Source organism: Spiroplasma monobiae MQ-1, from assembly GCF_002865545.1.
GTDB classification, from domain to species: Bacteria; Bacillota_I; Bacilli_A; order Mycoplasmatales; family Mycoplasmataceae; genus Spiroplasma_A; species Spiroplasma_A monobiae.
Genome location: NZ_CP025543.1, coordinates 48,204 through 73,044, shown reverse-complemented (window position 1 = coordinate 73,044; position 24,841 = coordinate 48,204). Strand labels below are relative to the sequence as shown.

Annotated in this window: 23 protein-coding genes; 2 read left to right on the top strand and 21 right to left on the bottom strand. The window is 29.7% G+C overall.

All coding sequences use genetic code 4. The features are described 5' to 3' along the window. Nucleotides 1–2: 2 nt before the first annotated feature. From SMONO_RS00350 to SMONO_RS00305, 10 genes are all read right to left on the bottom strand, one after another. Complete coding sequence (locus SMONO_RS00350; RefSeq protein ID WP_101780375.1) at nucleotides 3–1,382, bottom strand: prolipoprotein diacylglyceryl transferase; 1,380 nt, start codon at nucleotides 1,380–1,382, stop codon at nucleotides 3–5. 61 nt (nucleotides 1,383–1,443) lie between these two features. Then, entirely contained in the window at nucleotides 1,444–2,376 is a 933-nt protein-coding gene (trxB, locus tag SMONO_RS00345) for a thioredoxin-disulfide reductase (protein ID WP_101780374.1), read from the bottom strand. Further along, nucleotides 2,360–3,757 (bottom strand): prolipoprotein diacylglyceryl transferase family protein, encoded by a 1,398-nt coding sequence (locus SMONO_RS00340; protein WP_101780373.1) that lies wholly within the window; start codon nucleotides 3,755–3,757, stop codon nucleotides 2,360–2,362. The genes trxB and SMONO_RS00340 overlap by 17 nt, the downstream gene beginning before the upstream one ends. After that, the gene (hprK, locus tag SMONO_RS00335) at nucleotides 3,750–4,679 is read right to left on the bottom strand and encodes an HPr(Ser) kinase/phosphatase (protein WP_101780372.1); all 930 of its coding nucleotides are present in this window, start codon (nucleotides 4,677–4,679) and stop codon (nucleotides 3,750–3,752) included. Before hprK ends, SMONO_RS00340 begins: the two co-directional genes overlap by 8 nt. A gap of 54 nt (nucleotides 4,680–4,733) precedes the next feature. Continuing rightward, nucleotides 4,734–5,399 carry a folate family ECF transporter S component gene (locus SMONO_RS00330; protein ID WP_101780371.1) on the bottom strand — a complete coding sequence of 222 codons (666 nt, stop codon included), beginning with the start codon at nucleotides 5,397–5,399 and terminating at the stop codon, nucleotides 4,734–4,736. Nucleotide 5,400: 1 nt separating this feature from the next. Beyond that, complete coding sequence (locus SMONO_RS00325; protein WP_101780370.1) at nucleotides 5,401–6,498, bottom strand: bifunctional folylpolyglutamate synthase/dihydrofolate synthase; 1,098 nt, start codon at nucleotides 6,496–6,498, stop codon at nucleotides 5,401–5,403. Beyond that, entirely contained in the window at nucleotides 6,491–9,334 is a 2,844-nt protein-coding gene (gene uvrA / locus SMONO_RS00320; protein WP_425443421.1) for an excinuclease ABC subunit UvrA, read from the bottom strand. The genes SMONO_RS00325 and uvrA overlap by 8 nt, the downstream gene beginning before the upstream one ends. A 7-nt stretch (nucleotides 9,335–9,341) precedes the next feature. Further along, nucleotides 9,342–11,327, bottom strand: coding sequence for an excinuclease ABC subunit UvrB (gene uvrB, locus SMONO_RS00315; RefSeq protein ID WP_101780368.1), 1,986 nt, complete (start codon nucleotides 11,325–11,327; stop codon nucleotides 9,342–9,344). A gap of 145 nt (nucleotides 11,328–11,472) precedes the next feature. Next, complete coding sequence (secA, locus tag SMONO_RS00310) at nucleotides 11,473–14,376, bottom strand: preprotein translocase subunit SecA (protein ID WP_101780367.1); 2,904 nt, start codon at nucleotides 14,374–14,376, stop codon at nucleotides 11,473–11,475. Between the two features lie 119 nt (nucleotides 14,377–14,495). Then, nucleotides 14,496–14,984, bottom strand: a complete 489-nt coding sequence (locus tag SMONO_RS00305) for a nuclear transport factor 2 family protein (protein ID WP_101780366.1) — start codon at nucleotides 14,982–14,984, stop codon at nucleotides 14,496–14,498. A 90-nt stretch (nucleotides 14,985–15,074) separates the two neighbouring features. On the opposite strand from SMONO_RS00305, the gene SMONO_RS00300 reads away from it, so the two are divergent. Beyond that, nucleotides 15,075–15,683: an IMPACT family protein gene (locus tag SMONO_RS00300; protein WP_158637877.1), complete on the top strand. Its 609-nt coding sequence runs from the start codon at nucleotides 15,075–15,077 to the stop codon at nucleotides 15,681–15,683. A 13-nt stretch (nucleotides 15,684–15,696) separates the two neighbouring features. Beyond that, nucleotides 15,697–16,626 (top strand): 5'-3' exonuclease, encoded by a 930-nt coding sequence (locus SMONO_RS00295; protein WP_101780364.1) that lies wholly within the window; start codon nucleotides 15,697–15,699, stop codon nucleotides 16,624–16,626. Nucleotides 16,627–16,852: 226 nt separating this feature from the next. On the opposite strand, the gene SMONO_RS00290 is transcribed toward SMONO_RS00295, so the two are convergent. The 11 genes from SMONO_RS00290 to rpiB all read right to left on the bottom strand — a co-directional run bounded on the left by SMONO_RS00290 (nucleotide 16,853) and on the right by rpiB (nucleotide 24,764). Further along, nucleotides 16,853–17,137: a FoF1 ATP synthase subunit delta/epsilon gene (locus tag SMONO_RS00290; RefSeq protein ID WP_101780363.1), complete on the bottom strand. Its 285-nt coding sequence runs from the start codon at nucleotides 17,135–17,137 to the stop codon at nucleotides 16,853–16,855. Continuing rightward, on the bottom strand, nucleotides 17,137–18,534 hold the full coding sequence (gene atpD / locus SMONO_RS00285; RefSeq protein WP_101780362.1) for a F0F1 ATP synthase subunit beta: 1,398 nt from the start codon (nucleotides 18,532–18,534) through the stop codon (nucleotides 17,137–17,139). The genes SMONO_RS00290 and atpD overlap by 1 nt, the downstream gene beginning before the upstream one ends. A gap of 11 nt (nucleotides 18,535–18,545) precedes the next feature. Continuing rightward, entirely contained in the window at nucleotides 18,546–19,397 is an 852-nt protein-coding gene (atpG, locus tag SMONO_RS00280; RefSeq protein WP_101780361.1) for an ATP synthase F1 subunit gamma, read from the bottom strand. 1 nt (nucleotide 19,398) lies between these two features. Continuing rightward, nucleotides 19,399–20,973 carry a F0F1 ATP synthase subunit alpha gene (atpA, locus tag SMONO_RS00275; RefSeq protein WP_101780360.1) on the bottom strand — a complete coding sequence of 525 codons (1,575 nt, stop codon included), beginning with the start codon at nucleotides 20,971–20,973 and terminating at the stop codon, nucleotides 19,399–19,401. A gap of 10 nt (nucleotides 20,974–20,983) precedes the next feature. After that, nucleotides 20,984–21,529 carry a F0F1 ATP synthase subunit delta gene (locus SMONO_RS00270; protein ID WP_101780359.1) on the bottom strand — a complete coding sequence of 182 codons (546 nt, stop codon included), beginning with the start codon at nucleotides 21,527–21,529 and terminating at the stop codon, nucleotides 20,984–20,986. A gap of 4 nt (nucleotides 21,530–21,533) precedes the next feature. Continuing rightward, the gene (gene atpF / locus SMONO_RS00265; RefSeq protein WP_101780358.1) at nucleotides 21,534–22,049 is read right to left on the bottom strand and encodes a F0F1 ATP synthase subunit B; all 516 of its coding nucleotides are present in this window, start codon (nucleotides 22,047–22,049) and stop codon (nucleotides 21,534–21,536) included. 16 nt (nucleotides 22,050–22,065) lie between these two features. Then, a complete protein-coding gene (locus SMONO_RS00260) occupies nucleotides 22,066–22,326 on the bottom strand; it encodes an ATP synthase subunit c family protein (protein WP_425443420.1) in 261 nt (86 codons plus the stop codon). A gap of 105 nt (nucleotides 22,327–22,431) precedes the next feature. Further along, nucleotides 22,432–23,205 (bottom strand): F0F1 ATP synthase subunit A, encoded by a 774-nt coding sequence (locus tag SMONO_RS00255; RefSeq protein ID WP_101780357.1) that lies wholly within the window; start codon nucleotides 23,203–23,205, stop codon nucleotides 22,432–22,434. A 39-nt stretch (nucleotides 23,206–23,244) separates the two neighbouring features. Next, the gene (locus SMONO_RS00250; RefSeq protein ID WP_101780356.1) at nucleotides 23,245–23,625 is read right to left on the bottom strand and encodes an MG406 family protein; all 381 of its coding nucleotides are present in this window, start codon (nucleotides 23,623–23,625) and stop codon (nucleotides 23,245–23,247) included. Nucleotides 23,626–23,704: 79 nt separating this feature from the next. After that, entirely contained in the window at nucleotides 23,705–24,328 is a 624-nt protein-coding gene (gene upp / locus SMONO_RS00245; RefSeq protein WP_101780355.1) for a uracil phosphoribosyltransferase, read from the bottom strand. Between the two features lie 10 nt (nucleotides 24,329–24,338). Continuing rightward, nucleotides 24,339–24,764, bottom strand: coding sequence for a ribose 5-phosphate isomerase B (gene rpiB / locus SMONO_RS00240; protein ID WP_101780354.1), 426 nt, complete (start codon nucleotides 24,762–24,764; stop codon nucleotides 24,339–24,341). Nucleotides 24,765–24,841: the final 77 nt, after the last annotated feature.

Below are 24,841 nucleotides of genomic sequence, written 5' to 3'. Positions count from 1 at the left end.
CCCTATTTCTTACCTAGTTTCTTATCTAATTTTTCTTTAACTTTTTGTTCTTTTAATTTTTTCTTACTGATTTTATTATCAATTTTTATTTTTTCTTTTTCTGAAGATGCTTTTTTTTCTTTTAAATTAAAAATATGTCATTTTTTTTCTTTGCTTTCGTCATTATTTATAATGGGTTGGATAGAATTTCATTCTGATTCATCCAAATAAAAATATTCTTGTTCATAAATTATGCCAGGCTTTCTAAATAAATATGGAATAACCCATTGAGAAAGAATTGAAACTATAAGTCCGGCAAACATTGATAATCCTATCACAGTTAATGATAAAGTTCTTTGATACATTAAGAATAAATGATCATCTGGTCTACCAGTTTCCAATATAAATCTAACCATATTTCAAACAAAGAAGTATAGCCCAGCTTGGACCCCAGTTCTAACTAAATAATATCCCTGAGGATTATTGCATTTAGATAATAACTTACCTTGTTTTCACTTTCTTTTTATAAAGTTTTCATCATTGATTTTTTTAAATTCTTTTTTGTATAATTCTATTTCTTTATATTCATGATTTGCAAAAACTTCTGTTCTTCAGATTTTAAAGTTAAAGAACTTAGGTTCAAACTTATCTGGATTTAATTTTCAAGGTTTTTTACCAATTCATTTACCTATATTAGGAATAATAAAAGTTATTATAACCCAAGCAAATATAAGACTTAAAGATTCATAAAGGAATATCGGTGACATCACATATAAGTTGGATTGTTCAACAGGAAGTCCATTTATAATTGAATTATTACCTGTATATTTAAATACCATATTTGTTCTAATAAATTCAGGAAGTCATTTTAAAGCATCTGTTTGACCATTATTTCATTCCGCCAAAGGTCTACCTATTAATTCGTGATTGAAAAAATTACCTCATCTACCAATACCTTGACCCACAAGCACATTGGGGATTATACAGTCCGCATACACCCACAAAGATACTTTGGTTCTTTTTGATAAAAAATAAAATATTATAACTCCAGCTATTGTTCCAGAATAGACACCTCCATGTATTGCCATTCCACCTTCTCAAAAAGCAAAAAGACCGAAGAAAGAAACGCCATTTGCGTTTTCTCCCAAACCTTGTGCATTTAATTTACCAAAGAAACTTGCCCCCAAAAGACCAACAGGAACTATTATTGCTGCTGCTATTCAAAGTTCATTTAAAGAAATTCCCCTTCTGTATAATTTTAGTGCTGATATGGCTATTGCAAATATAACACCCATAGTCATTGTGAATGCATAAACATGGAAAAAACCATAATCTTCATTTACAGTTCATAGACCTCCACCAGGATTTTCTCAATTTGTTCCTTGTATTCAGCTTAGAAACATTGTAATCACACCTTTTAACTCTGATTATTTTAACATAGCAACAATAAAAAACCTTGACATTTTAATCAAGGCTTTCAATATAATTAACAGCATTTTGACCAGCCAATGCTCCATCACTTGTTGCTGTAACAATCTGTCTGAAAGGTGTGTTTCTAACATCCCCAGCTACAAATAGACCTTCAATTTTGGTTCTCATTTTTTCATCACCAACAACATGTTTGTCTTCATCTAATATTTGTATTTGCTTAACAAAGTGACTTACAGGATAGTGTCCAATGAATGGGAATACTGCATTAACTTCTATTTCACTTTTTGAATAATTAATTGTATTTTTTATTTTAACAGAAGAGACTTTATCAGTTCCCTCGATACTTTCAACAATACTATCTAAAATAAATTCTATTTTATTGTTTGATTTTGCTTTTTCAAGTGTTTTATTATCAACTCTAAATTTTTGACTTCTATGAATTAAATAAACCTTTGAAGCAAACCTTGTTAAAAACATAGACTCTTCAATGGCGCTGTATCCCCCGCCAACAACCGCAACTGGCATTTCTTTATAGAAACTTCCATCACAAACCGCACAATAAGATACACCCTTACCATATAATTCAACTTCTCCAGGAACTCCAATTAAATTTTCTTTTGTTCCTGTAGCAATTATTAAAGCTTTAGAGGTTAATGTTTTTCCATTTTCTAACTCTACATTAAAAACTTCATTTCTTTCAAAATCTTTTAGACCAGAAAATTCAAATTCAGCCCCCATAGCAGTTGCTTGTTCAAAAAAGTGCATAGCAAGATCTGGACCTTGAATATTTGTAAAACCTGGGTAATTCTCAATTTCTCCAGTTTTAATCACTTTACCACCAGGTGCTTCTTTTTCTAAAACAAGCACCTTTAAACCAGCTCTACCGGCATATATTGCAGCACTTAAGCCAGCGGGCCCAGCCCCAGCAATTATTAAATCAAAATCTGTATTAATATGATTTTTCATATAATCAACCCTCTTCTCTTCATTTTTTTGGTGCTATAAATTGAGCACAAACAAATATTATTAATCCAAATATTAAAAATCCAGCTAGAAATAAGTAGTTCAAAATATCCATGTTTTTTACAGTTAATTCATATGGATTTCTTAATGGATCAAGAATAAATCTTATAATTGTGTATCCAATAATATAAATACTTGAAAGAGTCCCACAATGAGTAATCTTGTAATTGTTTGGATTATTTAATTGATAAAGACCTTTAGAATTTCTCTTCATAAAAGAAATGAGTGAATTCTTTTCTAATCGTAGGTTTTTTAATTCCTTTTTATAATTATTTTTAGTTTCTTTTTTAAACAAGACAAACTCATTTTTAGTTATTTTGCCTCTGTTTAATTTAACTTTTTCTTTTTCAATTTCTTGATTAATCTTATTTACTAAATTATTATATTTTTCTCTCGCTTTTAAAGCAACACTTTTTTGATTATTTATTTTTGTTTGTTCTGCTTGAACAGCACCCAATGAAGGTTCATATAATGTATAAGCCTTTTTTCACGCCCATTCATTAGATAAATAAATTGTTCCATTAGGTCCTCTTTGATATTTAACAGGTACCTGAGTTGAGTAATCATCTAAATCTTTTTCTAAAGCAAATTTATATTTCTTGTTTGCTTTGCAAGGGAAATTGATTGGATCTACATTTCATGGTTTTTTACTTATTCATTTTGCTAAATTTGCAAAAACAAATGTTATCAGTATTCAAAGCATCAATGTTGCAAAAGATTCATATAGAAATAATGGTTCTTTAAACTGAATTTCAGTTAATCTTTCTCCCGTGTTTGGATCTACAACATAAAATAATCTATGTCAAATGAAATCTGGTAATCAATTTATTTTACTTACATCGTCAACATTTCTTCCCATTATTTCGTGATTAAATAAGTTACCCCATCTACCAATTGATTGTCCGAGTAAAATATTGGGCACTATGCAATCTGCATATACATAAACCGAAACTCTTGTTGTTTTACTTTTATGTCAAAATCACAAAAAAGCAGCAGTTCCACCACATAGCATTGAACCAAAAAAACTCATTCCCGGTTGCCAGAAGAAAAATAATTTATAGAAATATGTCCACTCTTGTTCTAATGAACCAAGTTTGCCAAAAATACTTGCTCCGATTACTCCGATTGGCAAGGAAATATAAATTGCATTAACAAATTCTTTAAGTGGTATTTTTCTTTTTCATATTTTAAGTGCAGAAATGCCCATAACAAGAAAAACCCCAAAACCAACAAGGATTGGATACATCAACCTTAATTGATCACCATAGTCACTTGGTATTTTACCCCCATTTACTCAATTGATGTCAGTTAATAAATTAATCATTGTTAAAATTCAACGCTCTTTCACTTAATATTTGAGTTTCATCTTCATAAAGACCGCTTTGCTTAATTTTTAATTTAGCAACAGCTGCTTCAATTATGTTTGGAATATTTCTTCCTGATGAAACTGGTATTTTGATATATGGAACATCAACACCAAGTATGTTGTATCCAGCAAATGTATTACCTAGCCTTTCAGAATCGTCAATTCCATTTTTTTTGAATTGAGTTAACTCAATTACTAAATCAATTTTTGTTTTCTCTAAAATAACTTGATAACCATTTGTTTGCGAAACATCCACAATACCAATACCCCTAACTTCAACTAGATTTTTTAGTATTTCATGACTTTTACCATATAATTCATTTGATTTTTTAGTAATTACAATTCTATCATCACCAACAAATAAATGATTTGCCTTAACTAAGTCCAATGTAATCTCAGATTTACCAATACCTGATTCGCCAATTAGTAAAACACCTTTACCAAATATATTTATACAAGAAGCGTGTACTTCAGTTAGAGGAGCAAAATAATCATCCATAAACTCTAAAACACTTTGTGTAAAATCACTTGTTGATTCTGTATTTGTTCTAACAAGTAATGAATTTGTTTTTTTAGCAGTGTCAATGGCTATTGGATCTTCAAATTTGTCTGTAAGAATAATCATTGGTATTTTTCTTGAAAACAACTTTTCATATCTCACTTTTCTTTCTTCTTCACCAAAATTCATAATGTATGAATATTCTTTGGTAGACATAACAATTATTCTATGTGATTTTTCTCCATCCTCAAAATAACCAGTAAGTTCTAATCCAGCTCTATTTATACCGTAGGCTTCAATTACATTATCCAATTTGTCGTCGCCAGATACTATTTCTAATTTAAAGAAGTCTATTAATTTTTTTGCATAAAGTTTACTCATATTTTTACTACCTCACTAGTAATTATATATAATAAATTAAATAAAAATCTAGATTTAGTAATCTAGATTTTTCTCTAAGTAGTCTGTTTTAAAACATCACACAAATTCTGTGTTCCAATTTTTCAACATTTTTCTTATAGGAATATATGAGGAAATAGTTAAAGTAATATAAATAGGAAGTGTCACTGGCAACTTTATTAACTTAGCTACAAAATCTAATCAAGCAGCATTACCTTTTCATGACATCATTCAAATTTGGTTTAAAAGTAGACTTTGCAAAATATAGGCAAATGTGTAGAGAACTATAACTTTTAATAGAATTCTTTTTTCTGACTTTGTTAAAAAGACAAGTGATCCAAAAAAAGCCAAAACACATTTACCAAACATATATCCGGCATGATAACCTAATCTGCTTGGTAAAGTGATACTCATAAGTGTATCTGTACAAATAGCTGATATGATTCCACACACCGGACCAAATATTAAACCTATTAAAAATATTATTCAATCCCCTAAAGCAATTTGAATATTTCCAAATATAGGGGGTATCATATACGATAGCCCAGTCATTATAGCACTACACGCAGCAAATAAAGCAATTACAGTTATATGTTTTAGACTAATTTTTTTAAAAGTAAAATTTTCAAGAGCAAGGGAAGTCACCAAAATACCTAACAACAAAATACCTGCAGCTATATTTGTATATAAATAGAAATTCATATTACTGCCCTCCAAACCATGTATAGACAAGCGGAATAAAATATAAACTTCCACAAACCAATACATTTTTGTCTTGATTGCTTTTTAAAAATTCTTTTCAATCCTCAACGATTTTATATTTTGCAAATTTATTTTTATCTATACTTCAAGATTTCATATGATCAAATTCAGTTAGATATATATCTTTTTTTTGCTTTCTAAAAATTTCTAACATTTTAAATTGCTCTTTGCCTTCACTAGAACCGAACAAAATAATTAAATTGTCTATCCCCCTAATTTGCTTAGATAACTTATATGCCCCATCATAATTGTGACAACCATCTAAAATAAATAAGGGTTCCTCTCTTAAGACACTAAATCTACCCAAAGGCGTTACATGAAAATTATCAAATGGTATACCGAGATATGCAAGAACATCTTTGGCCAATCCCTTGTTGAAAGTTTGAAAGTGAATTGGATCTGTATATTTCTGAGCAAATACTTTTTCGTTATCGTTAACTCTGTTAATTATTTTTTTGTATTTAGAGTTATCTGCACTTATAAATATTTTTACACCCTTTTTTGCAATAGCTATTTTTTGATAAATTATTTCTTCAATTGTATATCCCAACACTTCTTGGTGGTCAAAACCTAAAGAAGTAACACAAACTGCTAATTGGTTTTCAAAGACACTTGTAGAATCTTTAATTCCTCCTATACCAGCTTCAATAACTGCAATGTCAATTTTCATTTCATTAAAATATAAAATAGCAATGAATGTTCATATTTCAAAAAAAGTTAATTCATATTTTTTTATTAAATCATTATTTTCTGAAAGCAACCTTTTTAAATCTTTATCAGAAATCATCTCTGAATTAATTTGGATTCTTTCATTTTGATTTAAAAATGCTGGAGATATAAATAATCCAACTCTTTTAAATTTAGTTTTTAATCCACTAAAAATAAATTGAGAAGTGGAACCTTTACCATTTGTTCCAACAATACTTATAACTTTGAAATTATTTTGTGGATTGTTCATATCCTCTAAAAGTCTTTTTAAATTATAATTTTTTTTGAAAATAATTTCAGAAGGTATTAAATTTTCTTCAACACTAATCATTCAAATACTCCTTTAAATATTTTGCAGTGAAACTTTCTTTATTTTCAACTATTTGTTCTGGTGTTCCAGTAGCAAGTATTGTACCCCCACCCATTCCACCTTCAGGACCAAGGTCGATAACATAATCAGAAACTTTAATGAAATCTAAATTATGCTCAATAGTTAATACAGTGTTTCCTTGATCAACTAATATATTTAAAACATCAATTAATCTTTTTACATCATCAATATGTAAACCAGTTGTTGGTTCATCTAATAGGAAAATAGTTTTTCCTGTTTGTTTTTTTAATAAAAAGGTTGATAACTTAACTCTTTGAGCTTCACCACCAGATAAGGTTGTAGCATTTTGTCCAAGTTTGATATAGCCAAGACCAACAGCTAAAATGGTTTCTAATTTTTCTCTTATCTTAGGAATGTTTTCAAAGAACTCGTAAGCTTCTTGAACAGTCATACTTAAAACATCTCAAATATTTTTTCCTCTATATTTAATTTGTAAAGTTTCTTCATTATATCTTTTACCATCGCAAACTTCACAAACAACTTCTACATAACCAAGGAATTGCATATCAACTCTTACAATACCATCACCTTGACAAGCATCGCATCTTCCTCCGGGAACATTAAAACTAAATCTACCCTTTTTGTAACCTCTTATTTTTGATTCTGGTATATCTGTATACAAATCTCTTATGTCATCAAAAACAGAAGTGTAGGTTGCTGGGTTTGATCTTGGAGTTTTTCCAATAGGATCTTGTGAAACATAAATAATTTTATCTACATTTTCAAAACCTTTCATAGATTTATATTTACCGGGTCGAATTAATTCTTTATTAAGTTCTTTTCTTAATCCCTTATATATAACTTCCTCTACCAATGTAGATTTACCACTACCACTAACACCAGTTACCGAGATAAATTTACCTAAAGGAATTGTTACATCAATATTTTTTAAATTATTTTCTGTTGCTCCTTTGATTTCAATTTTTAATCCATTTCCACCTCTGCGCTTTTTTGGTGTTGGTATTGATAATTGCTTTGACAAGTATTTACCAGTTAAGGAGTTTGGGTTTTTACAAATTTCATCATATGTGCCTTGTGCTGTTATGTTACCACCATCAACACCTGCACCAGGACCGATATCCACAATTCAATCAGAAGATTTCATTGTATCTTCATCATGCTCAACAACTATTAAAGTATTTCCTAAATCTCTAAGTTTTTTTAATGTGGATATTAGTTTGTCATTATCTCTTTGGTGTAGACCAATTGAAGGTTCATCCAAAACATAAAGTACTCCAGATAATTTTGAACCCAATTGTTTAGCTAGTCTAATTCTTTGTGCTTCACCACCAGATAAAGTTGTAGCACTTCTAGAAAGAGTTAAATAATTTAAACCAACTTCGTTTAAGAAACTGATTCTTGAAAGCAATTGGTTTAAAACTAAACTTGCAATTTTTTCTTGTTGTTCTGTTAGATTTAAATTTAATAAGAATGTTAGTTCTTCTTCAATTGTCATTTCTACAAAATCCGCAATTGACAATCCGTTTATTTTTACACTTAAAGCAATATCATTTAATCTTTTTCCATCACAAGTTTTACAAATTTTTGACATCATGTATTTTCCATAATACTTTCTGTTTTCTTCTGATTTTGTTTCGATATATTTTCTTTCAATTAAAGTTGCAACACCCTCAATATAGTCAAAGGCTCTTAAAACATTTCCACTCACAGTTGTTATTTTTGTTTCGATAGGTTCCTCACTACCATAAAGAATTGCAGCAATTTGCTTTTCACTTAATTTATTTATTTGTGAATCTAAGTCTATTAAATAAAAGTCACAAAGCAATTTAAATTTCTGTCACTCTATATTTGTTGTGTCTACTATATTTTTGTAATACAATATTCCTCCATCACGAATTGATAATGAAGAATCGGGAATTATCAATGATGGGTCTGCTTCTAAGTTAACACCAAGACCAGAACAAGTTTCACAAGCTCCATTTTTTTTGTTAAATGAAAATAAATTTGCTTCTAGATTTGGAATTGAAAAACCACATTCACTACATGAATATTTTGTAGAGAATAATCTTGTTTCATCATTTCTTTTGGGATAATTTATTTTTATTAATCCATTAGAATAACCCAGACCAACTTCTATTGCAGAATAAATTCTTGATTGTAGATCTTCATCTTCTGATTTATAAATTAGTCTATCCACAACTATGTCTATGTTGTGTCTTTTGTTTTGTTCTAATTCAATTTCATCCTCTAAACTTTTAACTTCCCCATTTATTTGAACTCTTAAAAAATTTTCTTTTTTTAATTTATTTAATAAGTCTTTGTGTGTTCCTTTTTTATCTCTTATAACTGGTGCTAAAATAAAAATTTGATCTTCATCTTTTGTTTCCTTTTTTATTGTTTCTATTATTTCTTTAAGTGATGAAGTTTTTATAGGACCATGTCCATTAATGCAAAATGGAGTTCCAATATTTGCAAATAACAATCTTAAGTGGTCGTGAATTTCTGTTGTTGTACCAACAGTTGATCTTGGGTTATGACTGGTAGTTTTTTGATCAATTGAGATGGCTGGGCTAAGCCCTTCTATCTCATCAACATCTGGCTTCTCAACAGATTTTAAAAATTGTCTAGAGAAAGAAGAAAGTGATTCAATATATCTTCTTTCACCTTCTGCATAAATTGTATTAAAAGCCAAAGATGATTTACCACTACCAGAAAGACCTGTAAAAACAACCAGTTTTTCTTTTGGTATTTCAATATCGATATTCTTTAAGTTATGCTCTCTAGCACCTTTAACAATTATTTTTTTATTCATAATTCAACCTCTAACTTTCTGCTTGTAATTCTAAAATAAGATCTCTTAGTTCTGCTGCTTTTTCATAATTTTGTTCTTTAGCTGCAGTTAGCATTTGTTTTCTTAAATCATTTATTAAGTCTTCTTTTTTCTTTTCTTTTTCTTTTTTCTTTAGTTTTTTCAATTCATCAACTTTATTTCTAATGTTTGAATCTGAAATAATGTCTGTAATTTTTTTAATAATAGTTTTAGGAATTATTCCATTCTTTTTATTATAAGCTTCTTGGATTGACCTTCTTCTATCAGTTTCCTCTATAGCTTCCTTCATTGCTTGAGAAGTTGAGTCAGCATAAAATATAACTCTACCCTCAGAGTTTCTTGCAGCTCTACCTATTGTTTGAATTAGACTTCTTGTGTTTCTTAAGAAACCTTGTTTATCAGCATCTAATATACAAACCAAACTAACTTCAGGAATGTCTAGTCCCTCTCTTAAAAGGTTAACACCAACTATAACATCATAGACACCCTTTCTTAAATCAGTAAGCACTTGATTTCTCTCTAAGGTTTTTAATTCAGAGTGAAGATAGGCAACTTTTAAATTTCTTGATTGTAAGTAGGTTGTTATATCTTCAGATATTCTAATTGTGATTGCTGTAATAAAAACTTTTTGGCCTTTTTCAACAACCTTATTTATTTCATCAACTATATCATTCATTTGATTAATAGTTGGACGTATTTCAATTTGCGGGTCAACCAAACCTGTAGGTCTAATTATTTGTTCTACAGTTTCATTATTTGTTAATTCCAATTCATATGGACCGGGTGTTGCTGAAGTATAAATTACATTTTTTAATTTTTTTGCAAACTCTTCAAACTTAAGAGGTCTATTATCAATTGCACTAGGTAATCTAAATCCATGCTCAATCAAAGTTTCTTTTCTACTTCTGTCTGTATTGTACATAGCATTTAATTGTGGAATCATCATATGTGATTCATCTATTATTGTTAAGAAATCATCCCCAAAATAATCTAATAATGTAAATGGAGGTACTCCGGGAGCTCTAAAATCTAAATGAGGAGAATAGTTTTCTATACCACTACAAATTCCAAACTCACTCATAGTTTCCATATCATATTTAGTTCTTTTTGCTAATCTATCTGCTTCAATAAATTTCTTTTGTTCTTGAAATCATTGAACCCTCTGTTCTAATTCTTTCCCTATATTTTCAACAACAAGTTTCATTTTGTCAAAATTTGTTACATACGCTGCTGCGGGATAGACTGTAAACATTCTTAGTTTTTCTATCACAGTATTATTTAATATATCTATCATTTCAATAGATTCAATTTCTTCTCCAAACAAAGAAATTCTTATGTGATATTTGTCAGTTCAACTTGGAGCAATTCTTATAACATCACCTTTTGCACTAAAGTATCCCATAGCCAAATCATTTTCATCTCTTGTATAACCTGTGTGTACTAAAAAAGTTAGCAAATCTTTCTTAGATAAGATTTGCCCAACTTGTAATTCAAAGAATACATCTCCATATTCTTTTGGATCTTGAGTTGCGTAAATACATGCGACAGAAGCAACAACTATTGTATCTTTTCTAATCATAAGTGCATTCATAGAACTTAATCTCATCATTTCAAGATCATTATTTCTTTTTGCATCTTTATCAATATATAAATCTCTTGATGGAATGTATGCTTCTGGTTGATAAAAATCAAAATTTGACACATAATATTCAACTCTATTATTTGGAAATAATTCTTTTAATTCAATATACAATTGCATCGCCAATGTTTTATTGTGAGCTAAAACAAGTGTTGGTTTATTTACTTCTTTAATAACATTTGCCATTGTAAAAGTTTTACCAGTACCAGTAGCACCCATCAAAACTTGGTGTTTAACATTATCTTTTAAACCTTTGATTAGTTTTTCAATTGCTTGAGGTTGATCTCCTCCAGGCTTATATTCAGTAACTAATTCAAATTTTTGATTTGTACTTTCCATATTTTCACCTCTTAAATAGGACTTAAAAAATCTAGAGCTTTGCCCCTAGAGATACTATGACCTAGCAATATTTTACATAGTTAAATAAAAAAAACAAGAATTTTTTAATTTTCTTGTCTCTATCTTTTATTGCTAAAATGTTTTATTAACCTATTTTTGTTTTAGTTTGTATTTGTTCTGTATCTTCGATATCTTCATCAGAGATTGAACCGTCTGGATTTGTTTTGAAAACTTTTTTAACATTACCTTTTTCATCAGTTATTTTAAATTCATTTTGCTTAGATTCAAATTGATTTGCTAAAGCCATTAATATTTGAGTTTCAATCAATAATGTTGTTTTCTCTTTTTCGTCTTTGCATGTTTTCATTAACTTATCAAAGTTTTCTTTGACTTGTTCTCTTGTAAATATTTTTTCAAGTTTAAATTTATTAACAATTTTATCAATAGCTTCAAAAGATAATTCTCCAGCTTGTTTTGTTTGTTGGGCAAACATATTATCAAGTTTTTTCATCAATCCATCTAATACTGCAAACTGGAATTCAGTTTTATCGTAATTTTTTTGATCTTCTTTAAATTCATCTTTAAGTTCTTCAAATCTTTTCTCTACAATAATTCTTGAAAATTTTTCTTTTGGTATTTTTCATTCTGATAATATTTCATCTATATCTTTATCAGATATGTTGACTGTTTTTGTCTCAGATTCAACAAAAGAGACATTTTCCTGATTTGGTTTCATTTCACTAACAAATGATCCATTTAATTTAACAATTGTTTCTTCTGCAATCATAACTTTCATTTTGTTAAATAATCTTGCCGATTCTTCAACATACTCATGTAATGGGTTGTTCTGTGCATATTGTTGCAGATAAATACCACTTCTAAGTTTTTGAGTTAAGTTAATATGTTTTTGTCAATGATGATCTAGAGTTTGAAGAATAGTTCTTCTTTCCATTTCACTTATAACTTCTTCTGGAACAGCTGAAGTTTTTGATAAATAATATTCCATCATGTTTTGTGATATTTTTTTTGCAATTTCTTGTTTTTCTAATCCTACAAAATCAGATTCCGATAAGGCTCCTTCAAAAACAAATTTACCGTTTATTTCCTGTATTAAAGAAGGAATGCTTATTGTTCTTTCTCCGCGAACAAGTTCAGAATTTCTTTCAACCATTTCAAAAGCTATTGTGTATTGAAATCTTGAAAGAACAACCTTTAAAGTTTCTTGTTCTAAAATTGAATCTCTTTGAGCATAAATAGCTTCTCGTTGTTGTGAAAGAATATTATCATAATCTAAAACATTCTTACGTTGATCGAAGTTTAAACCTTCTAGTTTTTTTTGCGCATTAGTAATTGCTCTTGTAAACATTTTTGAGTTTATGTAGTCATCACCAAGCTTTAAAAACATTTGTCTTAGTTTTTCTGAAGAGAATCTGACCATCAATTCATCTTGCATTGAGATGTAAAATCTTGAACTACCAGGATCTCCTTGTCTTCCAGCTCTACCACGCAATTGATTATCAATACGTCTTGCCTCGTTACGTTCTATACCCATAACAAATAATCCACCATTTTCTCTTGCTTCACGAGATAGTTTGATATCTGTTCCACGACCGGCCATATTAGTTGCAAGAGTTATTGATCCAACTTGTCCAGCTTTTTCAACAATCTCTGCTTCTCTGTGGTGGTTTTTTGCATTAATCATTTCAAATTTTAAACCAGCTTTTTCTAGATAGCGAGAAACTTGTTCTGAAGATTCCACAGAAGTTGTACCAATCAATACAGGTCTACCCGCTTGAACAACTTCTTCTAAATCTCTTACTAAATGTTTTAATTTCGCATGTGTAGTACCAAAAGTTAGGTCGGGTTCATCTTTTCTTATTATTGGTTTGTTGGTAGGACAGACAATAACTCTTGTATTATAAATCTTTAAGAATTCTTCCTCTTCAGTTTTTGCAGTACCGGTCATACCTGATAATTTATTGTAAAGCCTATAGAAGTTTTGGTATGTTATTGTTGCAAGCGTTGTTGTTTCTTCTTCTATTTCAACACCCTCTTTTGCTTGTAGTGCTTGTTGTAAACCATCACTATAAGCTCTACCAGGCATAGTTCTTCCAGTAAATTGATCAATTAAAATTATTTCGTTATCTTGAACGGTGTATTCAACTTCAAGTTTAAATGTGAACAAAGCTTTTAAGGCATTCATTATTAAGTGAAATAATTCTGTATTTCTAAAATCAAATAAATTCTCTATACTGAAAAAACTGTGAGCTTTTTTAATACCAGAATCAGTTAAGTAAACTTGTTTTGATTCTAAATCCATTTCAATATCTTTGTTTTCATCCAAAGTTTTTGCAAAACCATCGGCTGCTTTATACATATTAATTCTATTTTGGCTTCCCCCGGAAATAATTAGAGGGGTTCTTGCCTCATCAATTAATATTGAGTCGGCCTCATCAATAATTGCAAAGTTTAGTTTTCTTTGAACTTTTTGTTCTAAACGGTAAACCATATTATCTCTTAAATAATCAAATCCTAACTCTGCATTTGTTGTATATGTGATGTCTTGAGCATAGGCGTTTCTCTTTTGCTCCTTTGATAAATCTCTTCCATTTAAACCAACAGTCAAACCTAAAGCGTTATATACTTGACCATTTATTTCACTATCCCTTTGTGATAAGTATTCATTTACCGTAACTACGTGAACCCCAAGTCCTGAAAGAGCATTTAGATAAGCAGGAAAAAGACCAGTTAAAGTTTTACCTTCACCAGTTCTCATTTCTGCTATGTCACCTTCATGCAATATTATTGCTCCAATAAGTTGGACTCTATAAGCTCTCATCTTTAAAACTCTAAATGCAGTTTCCCTAACTACCGCAAAAGCTTCAACCAATAGATCGTCAAGAGTTTCACCCTTTTCTAATCTATCTCTAAATTCTTGTGTCTTATTTGCTAAATCAGAATCGCTCAATTTTTCATAAACTGATTCTAGTGAGATAATTTCATCAGCTGTTTTACCATGCTTTTTAATTATCGCTTTATCTCTTGCCATTAAAACTACTCCTTTTTTATTAAGTCAAAAATCTTAATCATTATACAATGAAAGACGCCAAATATAAAGGTATCTAGCCAATATTTATAAATAAAAAAACCTTTATATTAAAGGTCTTTTTATTTTCCTGCTTGTTGAGATTTCATATAATCCATAAATTTATATAATTTTTCTTTTGCTCCATCGCTAACTTTTTTTCTAAATCATTTAGCATTACCAAATAACAAACCAGAAAAGCCAATAGCTTGTTTTGCTCATCTTTTAAAATTAAAACTATCAACATGCTTTGTAATTAAACCGTCTTCGGTTTCCATTTTTGAAGTTACAATGTTAATAACTTTTCTTTTTTTATCTCCAAATAAATATGTTGCTTTTCAAATAACAACTATTTTTCCTTTGTGTTCTTCAACAGTATAATTTAATTCAAATTGTGAAGTTGCTCTTGTTGAAACAAGCATTATTCACATAAATTTTGCTTCTTCATAATTCAAGTCTCCAAACATAGGGTCCTTAAAAGTTGCTTTTGGAGAATATAAACCAACCATTTTGTTAGCATCCCCGGCTTTAAAAGCTTCATAAAAATCATTAATTACTTTTTTATCTTGCATATTGTTGTCTCCCTTTTCAAGAGATTAACACTTTTAAAAGAATATAGCAAATAATATATGTTTTTTACCAATTACAAGGTATTATTATTAATGGTTAAAGTTATGATATTTTTAAGAATATTAAACGATGAAAAAGTTGTAGAAAGAAATTTCACAATAAAAAAATCTAAATTCATTACCTATATTTCAAAAGTCAAAGATAAAGAAGAGTTGGATATCTTTATTAAAAAATTCAGCGATAAAAACGCAACTCATAATTGTTATGCCTACAGGTGTGGCGATGAAAAATTAACTTATGGTTATAATAATGATGGCGAACCCAATGGAACAGCCGGAGAACCATTGCTTAAGTTAATTGAAGTCAACAATCTAACCAATATAGTTATTTTAGTAATAAGATACTATGGTGGAATTAAACTAGGAACTGGTGGATTACAAAAAGCATATAGCCATCTTGCAATAGAGATGTTAAAAGAGTTGAACACCAAACAATTGGAATTTCTTTATAATCTAGAGATTATTTTTAATATATCTGATATTAAAACTATAAGTTCAAGCTTAAAAAATATAGCAAGCGAAATTAAATACAACTACATCGATGATTTGGTTTATGCAAAACTAAAATTGGATCAGATGGAAAAACTTGATCCAATAAAAAGTAAAATTAAAATCATAAAAAAAGTACAAGGGTATTATTAAAAGGAGAGCAACAATGGATAAGAAAAAAGTGGTAATCATCGATGGATATCACCTTCTTCATAAGGGTTATTATGGAAGTTTAAAAAGAAAAAAAGTGGCAATGAACAGAGAAGGTGTTTTAATAAATGCAGTTTACGTTTTTGTAGCAAACATTTTTCAACTAGTTCAATCAAACGAATATCATACAGTTATTGTAACTTTTGATGTTGGTAAAGAATGTTGAAGAAAAGAAATATATCCAGAATATAAAGCTACAAGAAAAGAGACACCATCAGATTTAATTCCACAAATGCAATTAGTAAGGGATTTTTTAACATCAGCTAATATACCTTGATATGAAAAGGTTTCATTTGAGGGTGATGACATTATGGGAACAATTGCTAGAATTGCAGTTAAACTAGGTTATCAAGTTGATATTGTTTCAAATGATAAAGATACTTATCAATTAGTATCTGATGATGTAAGAATCGTTTCACAGCAATCCAAAAAGTGTAAACAAGAAATAATTACAGCTAAAGAAGTTTATGAAAAATTTGGTTGTAAACCATGTCAAATTCCAGACATAAAATCTTTATTAGGAGATCAATCAGATAATATTAAAGGCGTTAGGGGCATGCATTATAATACAGCAACAAAATTAATTTCTAAATATGGTTGTGTTGAAAATGTATTTAAAAACTTAAACGACTTTCCTGAGGAACAAAGAAAAAAACTTGAACAATGTAGAGAACAAGTTTTAATGAATAAACAAATAACTAGAATATTAAAAAATGTCGAAATTGGAAGAATCAATTTTAAACCATTAAGGATAAACTATGTTAGATTTATGGGGTTCTTAAAAAGAGAGAAAATGTGAGCATTCACAAAAATGATTGAGGATAAAGTGCAAAGACAACTGGCTTACAGAGAAAAAAGAAAAGCAGAACAAGAATCAACTTCTTAGTTCTGCTTTTTTATTTCTAAATAAAAACCCATCACCTTTCGGTGGGGTAAAGATCTCGTAATGTGTTAATTTCAAACACCCCTAGGCCAAATGAAAGTCCTGGATGTCTTAATTATATATAGGTTAATCTTGCTATGCAACACTTTTTATAACTTTTTAAAGTTACCTATTTTGTTCATGTTTTCTTATTTGTTCTTGTTCATGGTGAATACCAAGTTCAATTGAACTATTTTAATCTGCGACCTTGTTCATCAACTTCGTATAATCTTTGAGTTAAAATTTTTACTTGTTCCTTTGAAACTTGCAAAATACCTCTATGTAAGTGTATGTACTTAGAAGTACCGTTAAGTTCATATTTCATATCACCAATAAGCAATGTAGAAACTATTGGTGAGTGATTTGCAAAGACAGTAACTTGTCCATCGGCAGTTCTCACGCTAACTGATTCAACTTTTAAATCATCTATGTATATACCTTCTGGAGTTATTATTTTTAATTTAGTAAGTTCCATTATTTTTTGTCGCTATATCTTTCAATAACTTCTTTTACAGAACCCGCATACATAAATAATACTTCTGGTATATGATCCAGCTCACCTTTTAATATTGAATCAAATGAACTGATTGTTTCAGAAACAGGAACATATTTTCCGCTTCTACCAGTGAATTTTTCTCCAACAGTAAATGGTTGTGACATGAAGTTTCTAATTTTTCTAGCTCTATTAACAACAATTTTATCTTCTTCTGAAAGTTCTTCCATACCAAGAATAGCAATTATTGATTGAAGTTCTTTATATTTTTGTAAAGTTTCTTGAACCTTTAAGGCTATTTGATAATGATTTTCTCCAACGATTTGTGGATCTAACATTCTTGAACTTGAGTTCAATGGATCAATAGCTGGATAAATTCCTAATGAAGCAATTGTTCTATCAAGAACAACTCTTGCATCTAAGTGTGCAAAAGTTGTTGCTGGTGCCGGGTCAGTTAAATCATCGGCAGGAACATAAACTGCTTGAACAGATGTAATTGAACCCTTTTGAGTTGAAGTAATTCTTTCTTGAAGCGCTCCCATCTCAGTTGCAAGTGTTGGTTGATAACCAACAGCCGAAGGCATTCTACCAAGTAGAGCAGATACTTCTGAACCAGCTTGAGTGAATCTAAAAATGTTATCAATAAATAATAGAACATCTTGATTTTTAACATCTCTAAAATATTCTGCAATTGTTAAACCAGTTAGAGCAACTCTCATTCTTGCTCCGGGAGGTTCATTCATTTGCCCAAATACCAATGAAGTTTTATCAATAACACCAGCATCTATCATTTCAAAGTAAAGGTCATTACCTTCTCTTGTTCTTTCACCAACTCCAGCAAAAACAGAAATTCCACCATGAGCTTTGGCAACGTTATTAATTAATTCTTGAACCAAAACTGTTTTACCAACTCCAGCTCCACCAAATAATCCAATTTTTCCACCTTTAGCAAAGGGCATCATTAAGTCAACAACTTTAATTCCAGTTTCCAAAATTTCAGCAGAAGTAGCAAGTTCATCATAACTTGGTGCAAGTCTGTGAATAGGCATTCTTTCACCTTCAACTTCGGGTTTGTCATCAATTGGATCACCAAGAACATTAAACATTCTTCCCAAAACCTTTTCACCAACAGGTACACTGATTGGGCTTCCTGTATTTGTTCCAATAACACCTCTAATCAAACCTTCAGTTGGACCCATAGCTATGGTTCTAACCAAGTCATCCCCAATGTGTTGAACAACTTCTAAAACTAATTTAGTTCCATTGTTGTCTAGTTCGATTGTGTTGTAAAGTTTTGGCATATCCTCTTGTTTAAACTTAACGTCAACAACAGGTCCCATTACTTGAACGACTTTACCTTGTGTAGTTTTTTCTGTCATGATTATTACCTCTAATCTTCATTTTGAGCATTCGCTCCACCAATGATTTCACTGATTTCTTGTGTAATGTTCTCTTGTCTTTTTCTATTAAACATAACACTTAAATTTTCTGAAAGCTCTTTACCATTTTTATTTGCAGCTTCCATAGCCATTCTTCTACTTGCTTGTTCTGAAACTTGTGATTCAATTACAGTGCCAAATAAAATTGTGTTTAAATACATTGAAACACTTGTTGTTAAAACTGTTTCTGGATCTGGTTCTAAGATTACATCTTCATGTGATTCTTTATCTTCTATTTTTTTTTCTATCGGAAACATATCTAAAACTTTCGGTTCAAAAGTAACGTTGTTAATAAATTTTGTGTATACAATTTTTATTTCTTCAAATTCTTTTTTTATAAAGTAATCCAATAAGTTAACGGCGATTTTTCTAGAATGTTCGTTTGAAAAATCTACATCAATGTTTGTAAATTCCTCTTTAACGTTAATACCATTTGATTTACAAAAGTTGACAACCTTTGAACCAATAGCAACAACACTATCTGCTTTTTTATTTATTAAAGGTTTCAATACTTTAAAAACATTTGAATTGTAACCTCCACATAATCCCAGGTTAGATCCAATAACAATTCATAAAGTATTTGCTGGTTTTTGGTTTTGCTTTTTTAAATATATTGAATCCTCAGAGTGAGAAATAATATAATTAAAAACTTCATAAACTTCATCTAAGTAGGTTTGAATGTTTCCCATTCTTTTAGATATTTTTTTTAATTTTGCAGTTGCAACTAATTCCATTGCTCCTGTTATTTTTCCAATATCTTTTATATTACTTATTTCGGTTTTTAGTTCACTTAAATTTGGCATACTATTTTAATTTATTAAATTCTTCTATCTTACCAAAATCAGCTGCTTCATAACCTTTTATTTTTGATGTCATAACTTTTAAAATAGTTATGATTTGTGATTTAATGTCAGAATAAAGTTTATCGCTAAACTCTTTTTCTGTTGTTAATAATTTCCTTAATGCTTTCGCATCTTTGTCATTTTCGAAGTGGTTTATTATTTCTTCTTTAAAATTAACCATTTCATTTAGTGGTAACCATTTTATAATTCTTTCTTTTATAGCCAATAATATTATTGATTGATCAATTTGTGAAATTGGTTTGTACTGTCTTTGTTTTAATAACTCAACAATTTTTTGACCATGACTTAAAGTTTCTTTTGTAGTTTCATCTAAGTCACTTCCAAATTTTGCAAATGATTGTAATTCATAATATTGTGCCAGCTCGAGTTTTAAAGTCCCCGCCACTTGCTTAACAGCTTTTATTTGAGCTGATGATCCAACTCTTGAAACCGATAAACCAGTGTCTACAGCAGGTCTTATACCTGAGTTAAATAATTGTTCTGATAAAAATATTTGTCCGTCTGTAATTGAAATAACATTTGTAGGAATGTAGGCAGAGATATCCCCAGCTTGAGTTTCAATAATGGGAAGTGCAGTGATACTTCCCCCTCCAAAATTTTCATTCACTCTTGCAGCTCTTTCAAGCAATCTTGAGTGTAAGTAGAAAACATCTCCAGGATATGCTTCACGACCCGGTGGCCTTCTTAAAAGTAAAGCCAAAGTTCTGTAAGCAATTGCATGTTTTGATAAATCATCATACACAATTAAAACATCATCACCTTTTGACATTCACTCTTCAGCAATCGATACTCCTGTATAAGGTGAAATGTATTGCATAGGAGATGACTCACTTGCAGAAGCAGAAATAACTGTTGTGTATTCCATTGCTCCAGCTTGTTTTAATTTCTCAACAACTTGTGCAACTGTTGATTCTTTTTGTCCAATTGCAACATATACACACTTAACATTTTTACCTTGTTGATTAATTATCGCATCAATTGCGATCGCAGTTTTACCTGTTTGTCTATCTCCAATAATCAATTCTCTTTGACCTTTTCCAATTGGAATGATTGAGTCTATAGCAAGAACTCCTGTTTCCATTGGTTCGTTAACTGATTTTCTTGACATAACTCCCGAGGCCATTTTTTCAACTGGTGAAAATTTTTCATTATTCAAAGGACCATTTCCATCAATTGGCATTCCAATACCATTTAAAACCCTTCCAAGTAATTGATCTCCAACTGGTGTTTCAACCACTTTTCCAGTTCTGGTTACTTTATCACCTTGGCGAATTTTTGAATCATCACCAATGATAACAGCACCAACAGCACCCTCTTCTAAATTAAGTGCCATTCCATAAATATCTTTTGAGAAAATTAAAAGTTCACCCATCATTACATCATCTAAGCCGAATAATAGAGCAACACCATCACCGATACTTGCAACAGTACCTTCTTGTGATTCAATAACTTGTTTACCATATTCTTTTATTTGTTTTTTGATAACTTCAGATATTTCATTTATTTTAAGTGACATGCTATCGCCTCTATTTTCTATTTTCTAAAATACTATTTTTCATATCTTCAACTTTTCCTTTTAAAGAATAGTCAAAAACATTGTTGGCAACTTCAATTCTTATTCCTGCAATTAATGAGTTGTCTATTTTATTTTCTAATTTGATTTTTTGATTAATCTTTTTGTTTATTTTTTCTTCCATTATTGAAATAAATTTTTTATCAATTTCAATTGTAGAATAAACTATTCCCTTTTTAATTTCCAAACTCTCTCAAAGTTTTTTAATAGTTGACTGTAAAATATAATTTACTGATGAGAAACTTTCTCTCTCCACTATTAATTTCAAACAGTTTAAAATTAATACATCAATTTCTTTTTTAAAGATATCATCAACAAAATTTATTCTTTTTTCTAAAGGTATAAATTTATTTGATAAAAAAATTATAGCTTCTTCATTAGACTCAAAAATTTTACTCAAGTCCTCTAATGTTTCTGTAAATGTTTGAACTTTATTTTCCTCTTTTGCAATTTCACAAATTGCAGTTGCTCAGTTGTTAATTAAAGATTGTTTCAACATTTAATTAATCTAAACCTTTTATAAAGTCTTCAATCATTTTTTCATTTTTTTCTTTTGAAATATTTTCATTCATTAATTTTTCAGCTGCAACAAATGCTAGGTCAATAACTTCTTGTCTTAATTGTTCTTGCATTTCATTTCTTTCAAAGTCAATCGCTTTTTTAGCGTGAGTTTGAATGTTGCTTGCCTCAGTTCTCGCATTTTCAATTATTTCTAATTTTAATGTATCTGCCGAAAGTTTTGCTGTGTTAATGATTTGTTTAGATTCCTCTTTTGCAGAATCTAAAAACTTAGAAGCCTCTTTATTGTTTCTGTTAGCTTTTGCTTGTTTTGCAGCAGCATCATCTAACAGCTCATTAATTTTTTTTCTGCGTTCTTTGATCATTTCCCTAAAAGGTTTGTAAACTAATTTTGTTAGCAATATCAAAATAACTATTGTTGATAAAATATGTGCAATAAAATTAGCTAAGTTAGGAAAAAGTCCTTCTATAATATTAGGAACTCCTGCTACTAAAAGCATAAACTTCACACCTTTCTTATGCCACAAAGATTAACAAGATAGCAACAACTAAAGCATAGATAGCTCCAGATTCACAAAATCCTGCTGTAATAATTAATGTTGAAGTAATTTTTGGTGCTGTTTCTGGGTTTCTACCAATTGCGATACAAGCACCATAACCAACCATACCTTGTCCAACTGACGCTCCGATCATACCTGTTCCAGTAAGACCTGCACCCAATAATTTTAATCCTATTGCTATTGAATCTGGATGATCCTCAGACACAGTTAAAAACATAAATAAAGTTGAGTATATTGGCATAACTGATATAAAGTTACCACCCATTGTTACCGTTAATGTTGTAAGTGTTTCTATAAACATATTCTTTTTCTCCTTTTAAAATTATCTTTCTAATTTTTCTTTTCCTTCATTTGCACTTTCACCATTTTTGGCTCCAGATCAATATGAAAGAGTTAACATTGAAAAGACAATTGATTGAATTGCTCCGTCAAACAAGTCAAAGTATAAATGTAATCACGGAAGCGAAATAACTGTAAATATATTAAATCCTGATCATCAGTAACTTAATTTGTTATCTCATTCCATTCCAGGACCACTTGGGTAAAATATGTTACCTTGAAGATTTAACATCATTCCATAAAGTAAACCTAATAGAATTGATCCTCCAAGAATATTTCCAAATAACCTGAATGATAGTGAAATTAATGGAACAAATTGTCCAATAATTTCTATTGGATTATAATACCTTTTAAAGAAAGCTAGTTTCTGATATCTCAATCCATAATAATAAATTCCTAAAAAAGTAACTATCGCCATTGAGAATGTTACTGTATAAGAACTAGTTAAAGGCTCTATTCCAATTAAAGCAACTATCGAAGAAACCATTATGTACATAAATAAATACATAATATATGGTGTTAATTTTCTGTGAGCTTTTCCCATAATTGTAACAACCATGTTTTCCACTTTCGTAATAAACATTTCCGTTAAAACTAAAAAGCCTGTGAGTTTTTTATCCTCTTTATAGTTTCTGATCTTAACATTATAAACTATACAAAATGTACAAATTATAATGCAAGTTAATAGGATAGATAAAAGTTGAGGTGTTATTTTATTTCAAACATCCATCATACCTTCTTCATCAGCAAGGAACATAAGAACCTCCTTTTTATTTTTTGGTTACCATATAAAAACTTACTTACTTTTACTTTTTAAAAAAATTGAAGGAATTCAATTTATAACAAAAGCAATTAGCAATCCGTAGACATTGAATGCAATTGGTAAATAAATACTTATAAGGAATGGAACGATGTAGAATCCAATTCTTAATATTGAAAAAAATATAAAATTAAATGGGTTTAAGTTTATAGTCAAGTTTTTTATAGATAAATTCATAAATATAAATGATAAATACACAAAACAAGTCCCTAAAAGATAACCTGTAATAAATGTATAATCAATAACTTTCAATAAAGTAAGAATGGTTAATAAAACTAGAATCATTGAAATTAGAGATAAGCTTATAATTGTTTTTTTATTTTTAAACAACACAATTTCACCCCTATTAAGTTCCATCTAAATAATAATACTCCTATTAATTTACAAAATCTATTAAAATTATCTTCTTAAATAAAAAAATAGACAATAAAATTGTCTATTTTGTACCAAATATTCTATCTCCAGCATCACCAAGACCAGGAACAATATATCCACGATCATTTAAAATAGGGTCCAAACTAGCTGTGTAAATATCTACATCCGGATGGTCTTTAATTATTCTATCCACACCCTCTTGAACAGCAACAAGACAAACAAATTTTATTTGTTTTGCTCCTCAACTTTTTGCAATTTCTATAGCTTTTGATGCGCTACCACCAGTTGCCAACATAGGGTCAACAACAATAACATAACTTGATTCAATATCTTTTGTAGTTTTTGCAAAGTATTGAACAGGCTCTAAAGTTTCTTCATCCCTATAAAGTCCTATGTGAGCAATTCTTGAAGTAGGAACTAATCTTTGTATTCCTTCAGTCATACCCAAACCAGCCCTGATAATAGGAACCAAAACCACAGGTATATCAAGAGTGAAACCCTTAGTCTCAACAACAGGTGTTTTAATATCTATTTCAGTTAAAGGTACGTCTCTAAATATTTCATATACCATTAATTGACCTATTTCATTTAGATTTTCTCTAAAGTCTTTTGATGATGTTTCTTCTCTTCTCATTCTTGTTAATTTATCAAGAATTAAGGGGTGTTTTATAATTGTAAATGCCATTTTATCTCTCCTATTGGTTATTTAATTTTTCAACTCTATTTGCGTGTCTTTCTTCAAATTCAGCATTTAAGAAAATATCCACCAATCTAATTGCTTTTTCGTTTGCAATAAATCTTGCTCCAAGAGCTAATATGTTTGCATTGTTGTGCTCTCTTGCTAACATCGCTGTTTGATCTTCGTAGCAAAGCGCTGCTCTAGCCCCTTTTACTTTATTTGCAGCTATCGATATTCCAATACCACTTCCACAAATTACTATTCCTAATGTATTTTCTTGCACAACTTTTTGTGCAACTTCTTTTCCAAAGTCAGGATAATCCACTGAATCATTAGAGTCTGTTCCAATGTTTACAACTTCATGACCTTGTTCTTTTAAAAATTCAACTATCTTATTTTTCATTTCAACAGCTGCATGGTCGTTTCCTATAAAAATTTTCATTTTAAGAATCCTCCTCTAAATGAATATACACTATTTTCTTAGTAAAGAAAAACAAAAAAAGGTGTTACCACCTTTTT